The following is a 16290-nucleotide window of genomic DNA, read 5'->3' on the forward strand; positions in this document are numbered from 1 at the left end:
CGACTGTTAGTATTTACAGAAAACAAGCAAGTTATCCATAGGATTGTTCTCTCTTAGGATAGGCGATTTCTTGGAAAATGAAAAACAATCAGACTTGATCCTCAGCTGAACAGTCCTTAAAAAACAAAAAAAGAGAATGCGTACTCCGTCTTCTAAACGTCCAAAGACGCCGACAGAGTACCATTCTCGTGGGTTTGGCACCCAATGGGCCGTGAGGGGCTCGAACCCGCGACCCGCTGATTAAGAGTCAGCTGCTCTACCAACTGAGCTAACGGCCCAAATAAGCTACTTCAATATGTTAGCACTAGCAAATTGAAAATGCAAGAAGAAACCTATGAAAAATGAATGTAAAATATCTAGTTATCAAAACTATGTTGTATAATCACAAAAATTAAATTATAATAGAGTAGAAAGGAGCGTTCTAATGAATACTGAAGCACTAAAAAAATGGGCTGAAGAATTATTAAACTTTCATATGCCGCTTTGGGAAGAACTACCAGAGCTCGAATTGTATATGGATCAGGTGATCACCTTAGTTGATCGTTATCTATCTCCGCTTATTGAGCCTGACAAGCACCATCTCTTATCAAGTGCCATGGTCAATAACTATGTAAAACACAAGTTAGTTCCTCCGCCAGAAAAAAAACGTTACAACAAAAACCACTTGGCCTACTTGATCGCCATCACATTATTAAAGCAAGTGTTGACGATTCCTGATATAAAAGAAGTGATCGTTTTGCAGTTAAAAATGGAAAAACCAAAAAATGCTTACAATAATTTTTGCCAGAAACAAGAAGAAGCAGTGCATCATATTGCTGAGCTGGTTTTGGCAAAAGACAAGGACCTGCCGAAAGAACCCGTCAGAGATCCACGTTATTTAGCGATGGAGAGTGCGATCTCTTCATTTGCCAACAAAATGTTGGTAGAAAAAATAATCGAGTTGAAAAAGGGTGAAGACAATGACTAAAGAAAAAATTGCGATATTAGTAGATTCGGGCACGGATGTCCCACAGGAAGTCGTAGACCGTGCGCCCATTTTTATGGTTTCCTTGCGAGTGATTTTTAAAGACAAGGAATTTCTTGATCGAATCGAGATCAGTTCAGATACGATTTTTCCAATGCTGAAAGACGAATTGCCTAAGACTTCTTTGCCGGATGGCGAAAAAATTGTTCAGGTGTTAGATGAGATAAAAGCACAAGGATTCACACATGTTTTAATCATTACCATCTCCAGCGGCTTGAGTGGAACTTTTAATGCGTTGCGGGTGTTGTCCAATCAATATGAAGGGTTGACGTTTCATAGCGTTGATACGAAAAATATTGGGATTGCTGCTGGGTTTTCAGCGATTCTAGCAGCCGATTTGGTGGAAAAAGGCGCTTCTTTCGATCAAGTCATCCAAGAAGTGGAAGCCCATTTACCAGGGACTAAAATTTTCTTTAACGTCGATACGCTGGAATATCTGCAAAGAGGCGGGCGAATCGGTTTAGTTGCTTCTTTGCTGGGAAGTGCATTGAAATTAAAACCGATTATCTCGTGCAATGAAGAGGGCATTTATTACTCTGTTGCCAAAGTACGAGGCCTGAACAAGAGCTTTGATAAAACGATCGCGTTGATCAAAGAGCATGTAGGCACCCATCAACATTTTAATTTAGCGGTGACCCATGCGGACGCGATGGAAAATGCAAAAAAAATGCGTATTCGACTGAAGGAATCATTTCCTAAGGTTAAACAAATTTACTTTGGGAATGTTTCTCCCGCTTTGTCTGTTCACACAGGCCCTAATAGCTTAGGCGTTGCCGTACAGATTTTAAACTAAACTCACTTTTTAGTGGGTTTTTTTAGATGTTATTAGATGTTAAAAGAAGTTTGCGAAACAAGCAAACAGATCATGCGAGGATGAAACCAACAGAAAAATAATGTATAATAAAAAGGTATATACATTATGATGGAAAAGTTTGAGGTGAATCTTAGTGAAAAAAATTCTAGTCGTGGACGATGAAAAGCCGATCTCAGATATCGTTAAATTTAATCTGACGAAGGAAGGCTATGAAGTTTTTACTGCTTATGATGGCGAAGAGGCTCTTGAGAAAGTCGAAGAGGTCCAGCCGGATTTGATTTTATTGGATTTGATGCTGCCCAAAAAAGATGGTTTAGAGGTAGCACGTGAAGTTAGAAAGACCCATGACATGCCAATTATTATGGTAACTGCAAAAGATTCAGAGATCGATAAGGTGCTGGGATTGGAATTGGGAGCAGATGATTATGTCACTAAACCATTTTCCAACCGAGAATTGGTTGCACGAGTCAAAGCCAATTTGCGCCGTCGCGGACAAGCACCAAAAGAAGAGGAAGACACCACTCAAAGTGATTTGACGATTGGTGATTTGACGATTCATCCGGACGCCTACATGGTGACCAAGCGCGGTGACACGATTGAATTGACCCATCGTGAATTTGAACTGCTGCACTACTTGGCGAAACACATTGGTCAAGTAATGACGCGTGAACATTTGCTTCAGACGGTCTGGGGCTATGATTATTTTGGCGACGTACGCACAGTTGATGTGACGGTGCGACGTCTCAGAGAGAAAATCGAAGACAATCCGAGTCATCCAACGTACCTAGTGACCAGACGAGGCGTTGGTTATTATCTACGTAACCCTGAACAGGAGTAATCATGAAGAATAAAGTCCGTTTTTATCGGTCAGTCAATTTCAAGATTGCTTTTTCCTTCATCTTGATCTTGCTGATTTCTATCGAGATCATCGGTGCTTACTTTATTCGTGGATTGGAAAAAGAAACCATCAATACGTTTACCAAAGATATGAATCAGCGCGTCGCTTATTTGGCGACGACGCTAGGATCGACGATGGCCGAAGACAATGAAAATGAAGCTGAAATGATCCAGCGCTTGCTGGAGAACAACACAGCTTCTGACATTGAAGAGATGTGGGTGGTCGATGACAAAGGGATCGTTTTGGCGACCAATGATGTTGCTCAGAAGGATTCGATTGTCGGAAAGAAAAACGAATACAGCGATATTGATGATTTTTCCATCAAGCAATATGTAGCACTAGATGATAACAATAAACGGGTATATATCAATGTTCAGCCAATTCAGTCCCCGACAGGCGATTCTGCCGTGATCGGGGCTCTTTATGTTAAGAGCGACATTGAGCAAAAATATACCGAGATAAGCAATACGGCAATCATTTTTTTCACGGCATCATTGATTGCTGGAATGATTTCAATGGTAGTTGCGCTGCTTGTAGCGCGCTCCATCACAAAGCCCATTGAAGAAATGCGCAAACAAGCGATTCGGATTGCTCAAGGAGACTATTCGGACAAAGTGGAAGTCCATGGTCATGATGAGTTGAGCCAACTGGCAGAAACGTTTAATAAATTGTCTGATCGAATCGAGGACGCACAGGATACGATGGAAGCAGAACGAAATCGTTTAGATAGTGTCCTAACCCACATGACAGACGGAGTAATTGCGACTGACCGTCGTGGAAAAGTGATCACGATCAACGAGATGGCTTTATCTTTGCTAGACGTCACCAATGAGACCGCCATCGGCTCCTCCATTTTGACACTGCTGGATCTTGAAGAGGAATACACGCTGCGAAAACTTTTAGAGGCACAGGAAGAACTGCAATTGGATCGTTCGAAGTCGGATCGAGATGAAGATCGCATGATTCTGCGCGCAGATTTTGCAATGATTCGTCGGGAATCTGGGTTTATCAGCGGATTGGTAGTCGTCTTGCATGATGTCACCGAGCAGGAAAAAACGGCCGAGGAACGGCGTCAATTTGTTTCAAACGTTTCCCACGAACTACGGACACCGTTGACTAGTGTACGCAGTTATTTAGAAGCTTTAGACGAAGGTGCTTGGCAAGAAAAAGAGATCGCACCTCAATTTATCAACGTAACTCTCGGTGAAACAGACCGAATGATCCGCATGATCAATGATCTGCTGAACCTCTCACGGATGGATTCCGGAAATCAGCAACTGGACTTAGAATTCGTCAACTTTAATGAGTTAGTGGATTACGTGTTGGATCGTTTTGACATGATGGTGACAAACCAAGATAAAAAATATCAGATCATTCGTGATTTTACGGAGCGAGACCTGTGGGTGGAAGTTGATACAGATAAGATCATGCAGGTGATTGATAATATTATGAACAATGCGATCAAGTATTCTCCTGACGGGGGAAAGATTACTGTCCATCTTGTTGAAACACACAATAATGTTGTTCTGAGTGTGAAGGATCAAGGGTTGGGTATTCCTAAAAAAGATCTTGATAAAGTATTTGAACGGTTCTACCGCGTCGATAAGGCACGCGCAAGAGAACAAGGAGGAACTGGTTTGGGCTTGGCGATCTCCAAAGAAGTCATTAAAGCTCACAAAGGTTCAATCTGGGTGGAAAGTATTGAAGGAAGGGGCTCCACGTTCTACATCTCCTTGCCATATGAACCGTACGAGGAGGATTGGTGGGAATGAAGATTCCAGAAAAACTTTTACGAGTCGCGTTAGGCTTTCTAATTTTGCTGAGTCTCTTTTTCACTTATTCGATCTGGGTCAGCCCGGCTGGAAATGTGAGCAGCTTAGATTCTGGAAAGAACGTTGTTCAGAGTGAACAAAACTATGCGAAGGCAACGGATGCCTTTCTTCCGATCCGGGGAATTTGGAATATTGACGGGGATCATTTTCAAACCAACAGCGAGAACCTGCTGGCGACTGCCCAGGCAAGACTAACTGAGGGAACTTACGGGGAATTGGAATTAGTAGCTGACAATGAAGAAAAAATGATTCCTTATTATCTGCTGTCTCACGGAGTGGAATTGAATTATGAAGGTCCGTTTTCGTTGGCTGAATATGTTAAGGTTTTTGATATGCCGTTGAATTTAGAGCATCTAAAGGATAGCCAACAAATTTTGTTTAATAAAATTCAAATTGATTTTGGAGACCAAAAAATTCGGTTCTTGAATTTTCGCAAACATCTTGTTTATCAAGCAGATCTGTCGCTGGACTTTAAACAGATAGGGCAGCTTTATGCAGAAAATCCTCAACGTTTTCTACCAATGACGACGGATCAGCAGTTGATTCCTCGGTTGCTGCAGACAAAAGAGGTCGTGCGTTTAAAAAAATATAGTTATATCCTGACGACCCAGACCTATTCCTTATTCAGAAATGCGTTTTTCCAAGACCCTGAACAGGCTCGTGGGGAAGAAGAGGATAACGGTGCGCGTTCGTTTATCAGTGGGCAAGAAGAAATGGTGATGGACGAAGAAAAACGAACGGTTACCTTTAACGGTAAACTGGCAGATGATCTTCAAAATCAAAGCCTATACAATCAGAGCTTCAGCTACGTTAGTCGATTAGGAACTGCGGTAGGGAATTTACGTTATTTCGATCGTCAAAATAATCAAATCAATTATCGGATTTTTGTTGAAGGCTATCCGATCTTCAGCCAATCTTCCAAAGGGAAAATGACTGTATCGATCGAAGAAGATCAGGGGAATTCAAACAATAAGGTTCAAATTTCGACAAGTATGGATACTGTCCAAGTACCGATCCCTTCTGAAGAAGAGGTGGAACTGCCAAGTTCAGCAGTCATGGAAGGAAATCTTCAGGCTGTCGGTATAGATCTTAGTCTGCTTCAAAGCTATATCATCGGCTATACCTGGCAGGATGTGGATGGCGTAAATAAGGTGGTCGCACTGACTCCTGAATGGTATGTAAAGTACAACGATCAATGGTATCCGGCGAGAGAATTGATGCAAGGGCCACCTGAAATGGAGGCGAGCTGATGGATTTTAGAAAAATCGAATGGATCTTTTTTCTGGCCTTCCTAGGGATCAACATTTTTCTTTTCAGTATTTATTGGAGCAGTCAGCATGAACAAAGCCTAGTGACTAGCTCCAATCAGCGAGACGACCTGACTCAGCGCTTAGCAAATGATGAGATTCGATACAAAGGTGAAATTTCAGATGAACACTTAGAAGGATATTATCTTAGTGCAGAACAGGTCGATCTATCAGAAGAACTAAACTCGTCACTTCGGGATTCTGCTTATGTTTCCGATAAAGTATTGACCAATACGCCTACCACTCCGCAGTCCTTTAACATGAAAAAAATCAAGGAAAGCTTCAATGCATTGATGAAGGATCAACGATTTGTGGCGGCCGGAACAGAGTATCAATATGTACCTAGTATTTCAAAAAAAGACAGCGAAGCTTCGAAAATCGTTGGATCACAGTCCTACGAAGGCGTTCCATTTATTGATGAAACGTCTCGAATCACGATGGATATCGAAAAGAACGGAGATGGTTCACAAGTTTCGCAATATACGCAGACACTCCTGAAAGATATCGAGCCTCTGCGAGAAAAAATGAGTTTGTATTCAGAAAAAGAAATTTTAAATACTTTGTATATCAATAACAATATTCCAGAAAAAGCCACGATTGAGGAAATCTACTTAGGTTATTTTCGAACCTTGGAGGTTCGCGAAAAGAATGTTTACGTCCCTGTCTGGTTCGTTCGGATCAAAAATCCCGACAATGTCGTGCAAGTAGAAAAGGTTAACGCCATCAGCAATCAGGTGATCACGAATAATTTGGTGCCAAAGGTGGAAAATCCGTAGAAAGGGTTGTATACTAGGGGAAGTTTGAACAAAGAGAGGATCACGACTTATGTTAGAAATGAACCATTCCTTTAATATCAGCATTTTAGCTAGCGGGAGTACCGGAAATTCGCTGTACTTGGAAACCGCAGAAAAAAAAGTGTTAGTCGATGCTGGATTAAGTGGGAAAAAGATCACTTCATTGCTAGCGGAAGTAGATCGAAAACCTGAGGATTTGGATGCCATATTAGTCACTCACGAACATCGGGATCATATCCATGGTGTCGGTGTTTTAGCAAGAAAATATAAAGTTCCCGTTTATGCCAATGAAAAAACCTGGGAGGCGATGGCGCCTTTGATCGGGAATATAGCAGATGAACAAAAATTCATCTTTGATATGGGAAAATGTTTGACACTGGGTGATATGGATATCGTTAGCTTTGGTGTTTCTCATGATGCAGCTGCTCCCCAATTCTATCGTTTCAATAAAGGTGATCGTTCATTTGTGATGCTGACGGATACTGGATACGCCAGCGATCATTTACGCGGGACCATTCGTGATGCCGATGCATATCTAGTTGAAAGCAACCATGATCTTGAGATGCTGCGCATGGGGCCGTATCCATGGAGCTTGAAGCAGCGAATCCTAGGTGACCGTGGGCATCTTTCCAATGAAGATGGTGCAATCGTTATGACTGATATTATTGGTGATCATACGAAACGAGTGTATCTGGGTCATTTAAGCAAAGAAAACAACTTGAAGGAATTGGCGCATATGACAATGGAAGAAACCCTGATGCGCTATGATTTAGGGGTCAATCACCAGTTTCATGTGTATGACACTGATCCGGACAGTGCAACTGAACTATTTGCGATTTAAACGAGCTGTGGGACTAGTCTCACAGTTTTTTTCGTGTTTCAAAACTATGGTATAATTGAGGTATTCTAGCAGTTCAAAGGAGAGTCTATGAGGAACTACAAAATTGCGTTTTTTGATATCGATGGTACGTTGGCTGACAATGAGCTGCCTCGAGAATGGGGGATCTATCGCCGTATTCCTCAATCGGCAAGAGAGGCGGTAAAAAAATTAGGCGAGAACGGCATCATCACGGTCATTGCATCAGGTCGCCATATGAAGTTTATTACTGATTTTTCTCACAAGCTTGGAGTAACAAGTTTGATTTCTTCGAATGGTGCCTATGTTACTCATGAAGATCACGTCTTGGCGAAGCATCCAATGTCAGATCAACTGGTTGAACGGTTGGTGCAGCAACTGGTGGAAAAGGAAATCACATTTCTTTTTGAGACCTCTGAAAAAGTTCAACTGGCTGATGAAGTCGATCATCAAAAATTTATTGTCGAACATTCAAATCAAATTCTGCAATTGATTTGTCGGGTGTCGGACTCTAAGCATATCGATGTAAAAGAGCCTGAAGTTATTGCTGAAAAAGTAGCACCAATCGCAGCAAATATCCATATGGGACACGTTTCAAAAGCAACGGGAGTAAAGGAAATGCTGCAGCTGCTAAATATTTCTCCTGAGGAAGCAGTAGCTTTCGGTGACGAAGAAAATGATCTTACGATGTTTGAAGTCGTTGGAATGCCAGTGGCTATGGGAAATGCGACGAAGCTAGTAAAGGATAAGGCAAAACATGTCACAGATTGTGCAGGTGAAGACGGCATTTGGAAGGCTTGTGTTCATTTGGGGCTGATCGAGGATTAATACCAAATATAGAAATGCCAAATCAATAAAACGACTATCAAAAAAATGCTCACCAGATGCATCGGTGAGCATTTTTAAGTAAATAAAATCGGCATTTATGCCTATAAACTAACGACACTAAACTGTTGATTGTTGAATTGGTTATGAAGAGCTTCGTCTACCATCGCAATGGCGTAATCAGCCATACTGATCTCACTTTGACCGGCGTGATTTTTCTTTAACAGGTCATCACTCAGCTGATAGCGGCCTGTTCGTTTTCCATCAGGTACGAAATTAGCGGCGGGGCTTAAATAACTCCAGTGAAGATTTTTGGCTTTGGTCAGAGTTAGGAAACCTTGGTACATATTGTAGGCAGTTGGGTAATAGGGTGCTTTAGGGTCTGAAATATCAATCATACGTGTTGTCCGTTTCTCATCAAGATATAACGACGAGGCGCCTCCTACAACAAGTAGCCGCGTGGATGTACCAGCTAAGATGGCAATCAGATGCTCCAAAGACGTTTGGTGCATTTCTTCTTTTCCATTCGAAGGTCGAAAGGCATCGATCACCACGTCGAATCCAGCCAGATCCTCTTGTGTCAGATCAAAAAGATCTTTAGTGATAAATGGAACATCTGCCACTAATTTATTAGGGTCGCGAACGATCGCGGTCACATCGATTTGTCGTTCCATGGCCTCGTTTAAAATAAGTGAACCTGCGTGCCCGGTTGCGCCGATAATTGCTATTTTCATCAAAAAAACCTCCTTATTGATTCTCTCTCAGTGTAGGAGGAATCAGATAAAAAGGCAAAAGATTCGTTTTTACATTTGATGTACAGCTAACTGAGCGAGAATCACGACGAGATTCATACCAACATGCGCGATCATGGATGTCCAGATTCGACCAGTAAGGACATAAAGTCCACAGAAGAAGAACCCTAAACCACCATATAACAGGTAATGACCGTCCTGATGAGCAAAAGCAAATAGAATTGAACTGATCAAAGCCGGTACAATGAAACCGAAACGCTCTCGTAAAGCACCAAAAATCGCACGCCGAAAGACAAATTCCTCCATGATGGGGCCAGCGATGGTTGTGGCAATGATAAATATTGAGTTTTCCAATATCAACTGAACAATATTTTGTGTGTTCTCCGATACTAAAGGCTGATTGCTGATCCGTTGTTCGATTTGCAATAGAAGCAACTGCAAAACCATAGACATTGGAATCCCTGCGACTCCAAAAAGCGCAGAAGGAAGTACGCCTCTTTGTACGTGTTCGATTGATAACGATCGGCTTTTCCAGTGATACACAGCCAAAACCGCTGCACCTACAATGAAACTATATGTAGAGACTTGAATCACTTGTTGAGGATCATTTCCTAAAAGAGGTTGAAGCAGAATTGGAGAAATCAGGATAAAACCATAAGTGAGGATGGTAAAAAAACTATATTTTTTTATTGTCATACAGGTTCCCTTCAATCGTTGGTAGTGACTGACATTATAACACAAAAATAAAAGTAAATAGTCTAAGAGAATTTAAAAAAACTGTCCGAATGACTTGCAAAAGAATTTAAAAATGGGTATTATATGAATTGTGAGTTAGCACTCTAACTTAAAGAGTGCTAATCAATTTATTATCATTACTATTTGGAGGGATTTATCGTGTTAAAACCATTAGGTGACCGCGTCATTCTTGAAGTCGCTCAGGAAGAAGAAAAAACAGTGGGGGGTATCGTTCTAGCTTCTGCTGCTAAAGAAAAACCTCAAACAGCAAAGGTTGTGGCTGTAGGTGAAGGCAATGTTTTAGACAACGGTGAAAAAAGTCCAATGCCAGTTGCAGTCGGCGACACAGTAATGTTTGAAAAATATTCAGGAACAGAAGTTAAATATGACGGCAAAGAATATCTCATTCTTTCTGCAAAAGACATCATGGCAATCGTTGAATAAAAAAATCATTGAGGTGAATAATCATGACAAAAGAAATTAAGTTTTCAGAAGACGCTCGTGCAGCAATGCTTCGCGGGGTCGACAAATTAGCAGATACAGTGAAAGTAACATTAGGACCAAAAGGACGCAACGTCGTTTTAGAGAAATCTTATGGCTCACCATTGATCACCAATGATGGTGTAACGATCGCTAAAGATATCGAATTAGAAGATCACTTTGAAAACATGGGCGCTAAACTAGTTTCAGAAGTTGCTTCTAAAACAAACGATATCGCTGGTGATGGAACCACAACTGCCACTGTATTGACCCAAGCGATCGTACGGGAAGGCTTGAAAAACGTGACTGCTGGTGCAAATCCAATGGGTATCCGCCGTGGAATCGAACTAGCAACCAAAACAGCAGTAGAAGAGCTGCACAGCATCTCACGAGAAGTTGATTCAAAAGACGCAATCGCACAAGTTGCTGCTGTATCTTCTGGAAGTGAAGAAGTAGGTAAATTGATTGCTGAAGCGATGGAAAAAGTAGGCAATGACGGTGTAATCACGATTGAAGAATCAAAAGGGATCGATACCGAATTAGATGTTGTTGAAGGAATGCAATTCGACCGTGGCTACTTATCACAATACATGGTCACTGACAATGACAAAATGGAAGCAGCTTTAGAAAATCCATATATTTTGATTACTGACAAAAAAATCTCTAACATTCAAGATATCCTGCCATTGTTAGAACAAGTGCTGCAACAATCTCGTTCATTACTGATCATTGCAGATGACGTTGATGGCGAAGCATTGCCAACGTTAGTATTGAACAAAATTCGCGGAACCTTCAATGTGGTGGCGGTTAAAGCACCTGGCTTCGGCGATCGCCGCAAAGCGATGCTGGAAGATATTGCTATTTTGACAGGTGGAACAGTGATCACTGAAGAACTTGGCTTAGAATTAAAAGATACCACAGTTGATAATTTAGGTACTGCAAGCAAAGTCGTTGTTGATAAAGACAATACAACGATCGTTGAAGGTGCTGGCGAATCAGAAAAATTACAAGAACGTGTTGAATTGATTAAGCGTCAGATTGAGGACACGACTTCTGATTTCGATCGCGAGAAATTACAAGAACGTCTTGCTAAATTGGCAGGCGGGGTAGCTGTCGTTAAAGTTGGTGCGGCTACAGAAACAGAATTGAAAGAACTGAAATTGCGTATTGAGGACGCGTTGAACTCTACTCGTGCAGCAGTTGAAGAAGGAATCGTTTCAGGCGGGGGAACTGCGCTAGTGAACGTGATCAAGAAAGTTGCCGGATTAGAAGCAGATGGTGATGCAGCAACTGGTATCAATATCGTTGTACGTGCGTTGGAAGAACCAGTTCGTCAAATCGCGGAAAATGCTGGTTATGAAGGGTCTGTCGTAATCGACAAATTGAAGAACGCAGAACAAGGCATTGGTTTCAATGCAGCGACCGGAGAATGGGTAAACATGATTGACACTGGTATCGTAGACCCTACAAAAGTGACTCGTTCTGCTTTGCAAAATGCTGCTTCAGTATCGGCATTGCTATTAACCACCGAAGCGGTCGTAGCAGATAAACCAGCTGAAAATGCACCTGCTGCACCTGCTATGGATCCATCAATGATGGGCGGAATGATGTAGCCTACCATTGTAGTAGAAATCTATAGGTAAAACTGACACATTCTATTGAATAATTCAATAGAATGTGTCTTTTTTGCTGTGTTCGTTTTTCGATGGCGAAGAAAGGCCGAGGTAATCACCTTTTAAGAAGTCTCAAACTTAAGGATAAAAACGATTTATCAATGCTATTGAAATAAAGCATTAGATTTTATAGGTTGGGTTCTATACAATAACTATGAAATCTTGTGAAATTACTTATTAACTGTGCTGACCGTGAAATCGGATGCGGATTTGTTTTCGGTGATAAATAAGTACTAAAGGAATTGTCTTATTCCGGAATGCTCACAAGGTAACAAGCGTTGAGGTGGGGATTGAATAATGGAAGCAGTCAATCAAAGTTTTCATATGATGGGGACAACCATCACGTTAACTATTTTCCATTCAAACGCAGATTTACTGATCAAACAAGCAAAGCAAATGCTTGAGGACTTTGAACGACGCTTCAGTGCCAATGATCCTGATTCTGATTTAATGAAAATCAATCAATACGCTGGAGTTTCATCCGTAAAGGTGGATCAAGATTTGTTTGATCTGATCCAAAAGGGTCGAGAGATCGGAATCTCCTCCAATAAGCGGCTGAATATCGCAATCGGCGCCTTAGTAAAAAAATGGCGTATCGGGTTTGACGATGCACAAGTCCCTTCAAGAGAAGAGATCTTGCAGACATTGCCGTTGATCGATCCTGAAGAAATTTTACTAAATCCTCAAAAGAAAACGGTTTTTCTACCAAAGACAGGTATGGAGATTGATCTTGGAGCTATTGCAAAGGGGTACTTTGCAGATCGTTTAAAAGCCTTTTTCCAGTCTCAAGGCGTGACTTCAGGAATCATCGATTTAGGAGGAAATGTACTGACGATCGGAGACTCGCCGAAATCGGCAGATGGTCATTGGGCGATCGGTATCCAGAATCCCGTCGAATCACGTGGGGGACTATCAGCAGTGCTAAAAAGTCGAAACCAATCGGTGGTTACTTCTGGCATCTATGAACGGTCATTAACAATTGGTAACCAGACCTATCATCACATTTTTGATTCAACAACAGGGTATCCAGTGAACAATCAAATAGCTAGTTTAACCATCGTGTCGGATCAATCAATCGATGGAGAAATTTGGACGACTGTCTTGTTCAGTCAATCACCAGAAAAGGCGTTAATTTGGTTGAATCAGTCACCTCAATTGAATGGCATAATTATTACAAAAAAAGGTGAGATCATGATTTCAAATCAAATCCAACATCAGGTTCACAGACTTGAAAATTAATTTAGGCAAGATTATCCCTCTGCGGATAATTCATTTATAGCTATACAGAAATCGTTCATCGGCGAAAGATCGAAAGGGGAAAAAAACATGTCAAGAAATTTATTTGACGCAGTGCAGCTGAATTCAGGTGCAACATTTAAGAATCGATTGTTTATGTCACCAATGACGACACAATCAGCATTTTATGATGGTGAGGTTACCCAACAAATCATTGACTATTACAAATTCCGTTCAGGAGATGCAGCAGCTGTGATCGTAGAAAGCTGCTTCGTTGAAGATAAGGGACGAGGCTTTCCAGGAGCTGTTGGTGTAGATACAGATAAGAAGATTGCAGGACTATCAGAATTAGCAACTGCAATCAAAGAAGAAGGCTCGCAAGCAATCATGCAGATCTATCATGCTGGACGGATGGCATGGCCTGAACTAAACGGTGGTGCAGTACCGATTTCTGCAAGTCCAGTTGCTGCGTTGCGGCCAGGAGCACCTGTGCCAAGAGAAATGACTGTTGAACAAATTGAAGAAATGATCAAATTGTTTGGAGATGCAACACGTCGTGCGATCGCTGCGGGCTTTGATGGCGTAGAGATCCACGGAGCGAACACGTTCTTATTGCAGCAGTTCTTTTCTCCGCATTCAAATCGTCGCCATGACCAATGGGGAGGAAGTCGAGAAAATCGAGCGCGCTTTTGTTTAGAAGTGATGAAGGAAGTTCAACGAGTCATCACGGAAGAAAAGGCAGAGAATTTTGTGGTTGGTTATCGTTTTTCTCCTGAAGAATTGGAAGAGCCGGGAATTCGCTTTGAAGATACGATGTATTTACTGAATCAGCTGGCTACGCTAAAACCAGATTACTTCCATTTTTCTATGGGAGTTTATACACGCCCTTCAATCGTAGAATCGGATGATCCAGAACCGTTGATTACGAAATACTTGGCGCTGCGTTCGCCTGATTTAGCTGAGATTCCGATCATGGGGGTAGGAGCGATCCTGCAGCGAGAAGATGCTGAGGCTGCTTTGCAGCTGGGATATGATCTTTTAGCAGTCGGAAAAGGTTTCTTGGTGGAACCTAATTGGGTACAAACGATCAAGGATAACAAACCAGTTCCGGAATACGCACATATCGCCAAGCAAAAGGAATTGCTGATTCCAACTCCATTGTGGGATTTTATGGATTCCATGGTAATGGTCAAAGACCCTGAAGAAGAAAAGCGGAAGTATGAACGATTAAAAGAATTACAAAAAATGAAGCTGGAATACAAACCTGGCACCTATACAGTGGCAGCTAAGGGGCATAACAGCGAGATTGAAATGAAAGTGATCTTCACAAAAGAGCGGATCGAAAGTATCGAGATTGATTCTGGTGGAGAGTCAGAAGGATTGTCAGATCAAGTATTTGAACGTCTGCCTCAACAGATCATTGATGGTCAAACCCTGAACGTGGATGTCATTTCTGGTGCCTCTGCTTCAAGTCAGGGTGTTATCGATGGGATCGCTGAAGCAGTGGAGCTTGCTGGAGCTAGTTCAGAAGTCTTGCTGGCTCGTCCAAAACCGACGATCGTTTGGTCCAAAGAAGTTGTTGAAGAAGAAGCAGACGTTGTTGTCGTCGGCTCTGGTGCGGCAGGTATTTCTGCAGCCTTACGTGCGGATGAATTAGGCTTAAAGACGATCATGCTTGAAAAAATGAGCTTCGTCGGCGGAGCAATTTCGATTAGCGGAGGCAACCAAGTCGTAATGGGATCAAAACTGCAAGCTGAAGCGGGAGTCACGGATGATTCAGTGGAGCTGATGGTGGAAGATTTCTTGGAAAACGGCAGTGGTAAAAACGTTCCTGAGCTGCTAAACTTATTGGCGAAAAATGTAGGTGAAGCGACAGACTGGGTTCATGAATATATGGGTGTTAAGTACGATATGGAAGGCGGCCTGCACGTTTTGGCCGAATATCGTAAAAACCGTGAACTGGCTTATGAAGATGGCGGCCATGGGTTTGCAGCAAGTGCTCGCAAAGCTTTAGATAGCAGTAACGTAACAATCTATCTTCAAACAAAGGCTGAGGAATTGTCAGTGGATGAAAACGGGAAGATCATCGGGATCACCGCCAAAGAAGAAACTGGAAAAACGCATAAGATTTCCACAAAAGCAGTCATCCTAACTACTGGAGGCTATGGAAACAATCCGAACCTGCTGAGCAAGGAACTAAAAAAGATCTTGTTTTATGGAACAAAATCTTCGACAGGCGACGGCTTATTGATGGCAACTGCGCCAGGAATTGATGCGGCCACACGTTTGATGGACTATGGAAAGATCTATCCGAATGGGGTTGAGGTCTCAAAAGGGTATGCAAAATCAACGATCGGCGGAAATATCGCCGTTTTGAAAGAGAATGCACTACTTGTCAATATCGACGGTGAACGTGTAGTAAACGAACGCGCCAGTAATAAGCAGGTCTTAGAAAAATTGCTCGAACAAAATCCACAAATGCTGTATATCTTAATGGATCAGGAGCATTTTGAATTATTCAGCGAGGCAGTCGCAGAAGGTGGAATCACGAACGAAGATCTAGAGCGTTGGATCTCTAATAACGGAATGGGCACACCAAAAGCCTTTCGTGCAGATTCATTGTTGGATCTAGCCGCGCGGGCTGGTATGCCGGGGAGCAGCTTAGAAGACACAGTGGCACGCTATAACGGATTTGTTGAGAATGGTGTCGACGAAGATTTCGGTCGTCAACCAGAATTTATGAAGAAGCCTGTAGGTGAAGGTCCCTACTATTTGATCGAGCAAAAACCACGATTTGCTACGACGATGGGTGGCTTGGTCGCCAACGATCAGCTAAATGTAATCAATAAATCTGGGGAGCCGATCCAAGGACTTTATGCCGCCGGTGAAGTGGTCGGAGGTGTTATGGGGACTGATTCTCCATCTGGTGCAAACAATGCTTGGGCATTGACCTCTGGAAAACTTGCAGCGGAAAGTATCAAAAAGAACGATTAATACACGAGGCTGTGACAATGCTATGCTACCCCTATCTAGGACAAGGAAATAATTAAATCCTAGATAGGGG

General features: G+C 42.1%; 14 protein-coding genes and 1 tRNA gene. 12 read left to right on the forward strand and 3 right to left on the reverse strand.

Annotated elements, in window-relative coordinates:
- Window positions 1–205 precede the first annotated feature (205 nt).
- Window positions 206–278, reverse strand: a tRNA-Lys gene (locus NRIC_RS15615).
- 146 nt (window positions 279–424) lie between these two features.
- Here NRIC_RS15615 and NRIC_RS15620 point away from each other — a divergent pair.
- From NRIC_RS15620 to NRIC_RS15655, 8 genes are all read left to right on the forward strand, one after another.
- A complete protein-coding gene (locus tag NRIC_RS15620) occupies window positions 425–967 on the forward strand; it encodes a DUF1836 domain-containing protein (RefSeq protein ID WP_146623641.1) in 543 nt (180 codons plus the stop codon).
- The gene (locus NRIC_RS15625) at window positions 960–1817 is read left to right on the forward strand and encodes a DegV family protein (RefSeq protein ID WP_146623642.1); all 858 of its coding nucleotides are present in this window, start codon (window positions 960–962) and stop codon (window positions 1815–1817) included. The genes NRIC_RS15620 and NRIC_RS15625 overlap by 8 nt, the downstream gene beginning before the upstream one ends.
- Window positions 1818–1971: 154 nt before the next feature.
- The gene (yycF, locus tag NRIC_RS15630; RefSeq protein ID WP_146623643.1) at window positions 1972–2676 is read left to right on the forward strand and encodes a response regulator YycF; all 705 of its coding nucleotides are present in this window, start codon (window positions 1972–1974) and stop codon (window positions 2674–2676) included.
- 2 nt (window positions 2677–2678) lie between these two features.
- Window positions 2679–4508, forward strand: a complete 1830-nt coding sequence (gene walK, locus NRIC_RS15635; protein WP_146623644.1) for a cell wall metabolism sensor histidine kinase WalK — start codon at window positions 2679–2681, stop codon at window positions 4506–4508.
- Complete coding sequence (locus tag NRIC_RS15640; RefSeq protein WP_146623645.1) at window positions 4505–5818, forward strand: YycH family regulatory protein; 1314 nt, start codon at window positions 4505–4507, stop codon at window positions 5816–5818. The genes walK and NRIC_RS15640 overlap by 4 nt, the downstream gene beginning before the upstream one ends.
- Entirely contained in the window at window positions 5818–6651 is an 834-nt protein-coding gene (locus NRIC_RS15645; RefSeq protein WP_146623646.1) for a two-component system regulatory protein YycI, read from the forward strand. Before NRIC_RS15640 ends, NRIC_RS15645 begins: the two co-directional genes overlap by 1 nt.
- Before the next feature lie 49 nt (window positions 6652–6700).
- Entirely contained in the window at window positions 6701–7510 is an 810-nt protein-coding gene (locus NRIC_RS15650) for an MBL fold metallo-hydrolase (RefSeq protein WP_146623647.1), read from the forward strand.
- Window positions 7511–7597: 87 nt separating this feature from the next.
- Window positions 7598–8353, forward strand: a complete 756-nt coding sequence (locus NRIC_RS15655) for an HAD family hydrolase (RefSeq protein ID WP_146623648.1) — start codon at window positions 7598–7600, stop codon at window positions 8351–8353.
- Window positions 8354–8454: 101 nt separating this feature from the next.
- Here NRIC_RS15655 and NRIC_RS15660 read toward each other — a convergent pair whose 3' ends face one another.
- Both NRIC_RS15660 and NRIC_RS15665 read right to left on the reverse strand, forming a co-directional pair.
- Entirely contained in the window at window positions 8455–9084 is a 630-nt protein-coding gene (locus NRIC_RS15660; protein ID WP_146623649.1) for an NAD(P)-dependent oxidoreductase, read from the reverse strand.
- 69 nt (window positions 9085–9153) lie between these two features.
- Entirely contained in the window at window positions 9154–9798 is a 645-nt protein-coding gene (locus NRIC_RS15665; protein ID WP_146623650.1) for a CPBP family intramembrane glutamic endopeptidase, read from the reverse strand.
- Between the two features lie 198 nt (window positions 9799–9996).
- On the opposite strand from NRIC_RS15665, the gene groES reads away from it, so the two are divergent.
- The 4 genes from groES to NRIC_RS15685 all read left to right on the forward strand — a co-directional run bounded on the left by groES (window position 9997) and on the right by NRIC_RS15685 (window position 16220).
- Complete coding sequence (groES, locus tag NRIC_RS15670; RefSeq protein WP_146623651.1) at window positions 9997–10281, forward strand: co-chaperone GroES; 285 nt, start codon at window positions 9997–9999, stop codon at window positions 10279–10281.
- Window positions 10282–10304: 23 nt separating this feature from the next.
- Window positions 10305–11930: a chaperonin GroEL gene (gene groL, locus NRIC_RS15675; RefSeq protein ID WP_146623652.1), complete on the forward strand. Its 1626-nt coding sequence runs from the start codon at window positions 10305–10307 to the stop codon at window positions 11928–11930.
- Window positions 11931–12287: 357 nt separating this feature from the next.
- Window positions 12288–13229 (forward strand): FAD:protein FMN transferase, encoded by a 942-nt coding sequence (locus tag NRIC_RS15680; protein WP_146623653.1) that lies wholly within the window; start codon window positions 12288–12290, stop codon window positions 13227–13229.
- 87 nt (window positions 13230–13316) lie between these two features.
- Window positions 13317–16220 carry an NADH-dependent flavin oxidoreductase gene (locus NRIC_RS15685; RefSeq protein WP_146623654.1) on the forward strand — a complete coding sequence of 968 codons (2904 nt, stop codon included), beginning with the start codon at window positions 13317–13319 and terminating at the stop codon, window positions 16218–16220.
- Window positions 16221–16290: the final 70 nt, after the last annotated feature.

The organism is Enterococcus florum (assembly GCF_004309355.1).
GTDB lineage: Bacteria > Bacillota > Bacilli > Lactobacillales > Enterococcaceae > Enterococcus_A > Enterococcus_A florum.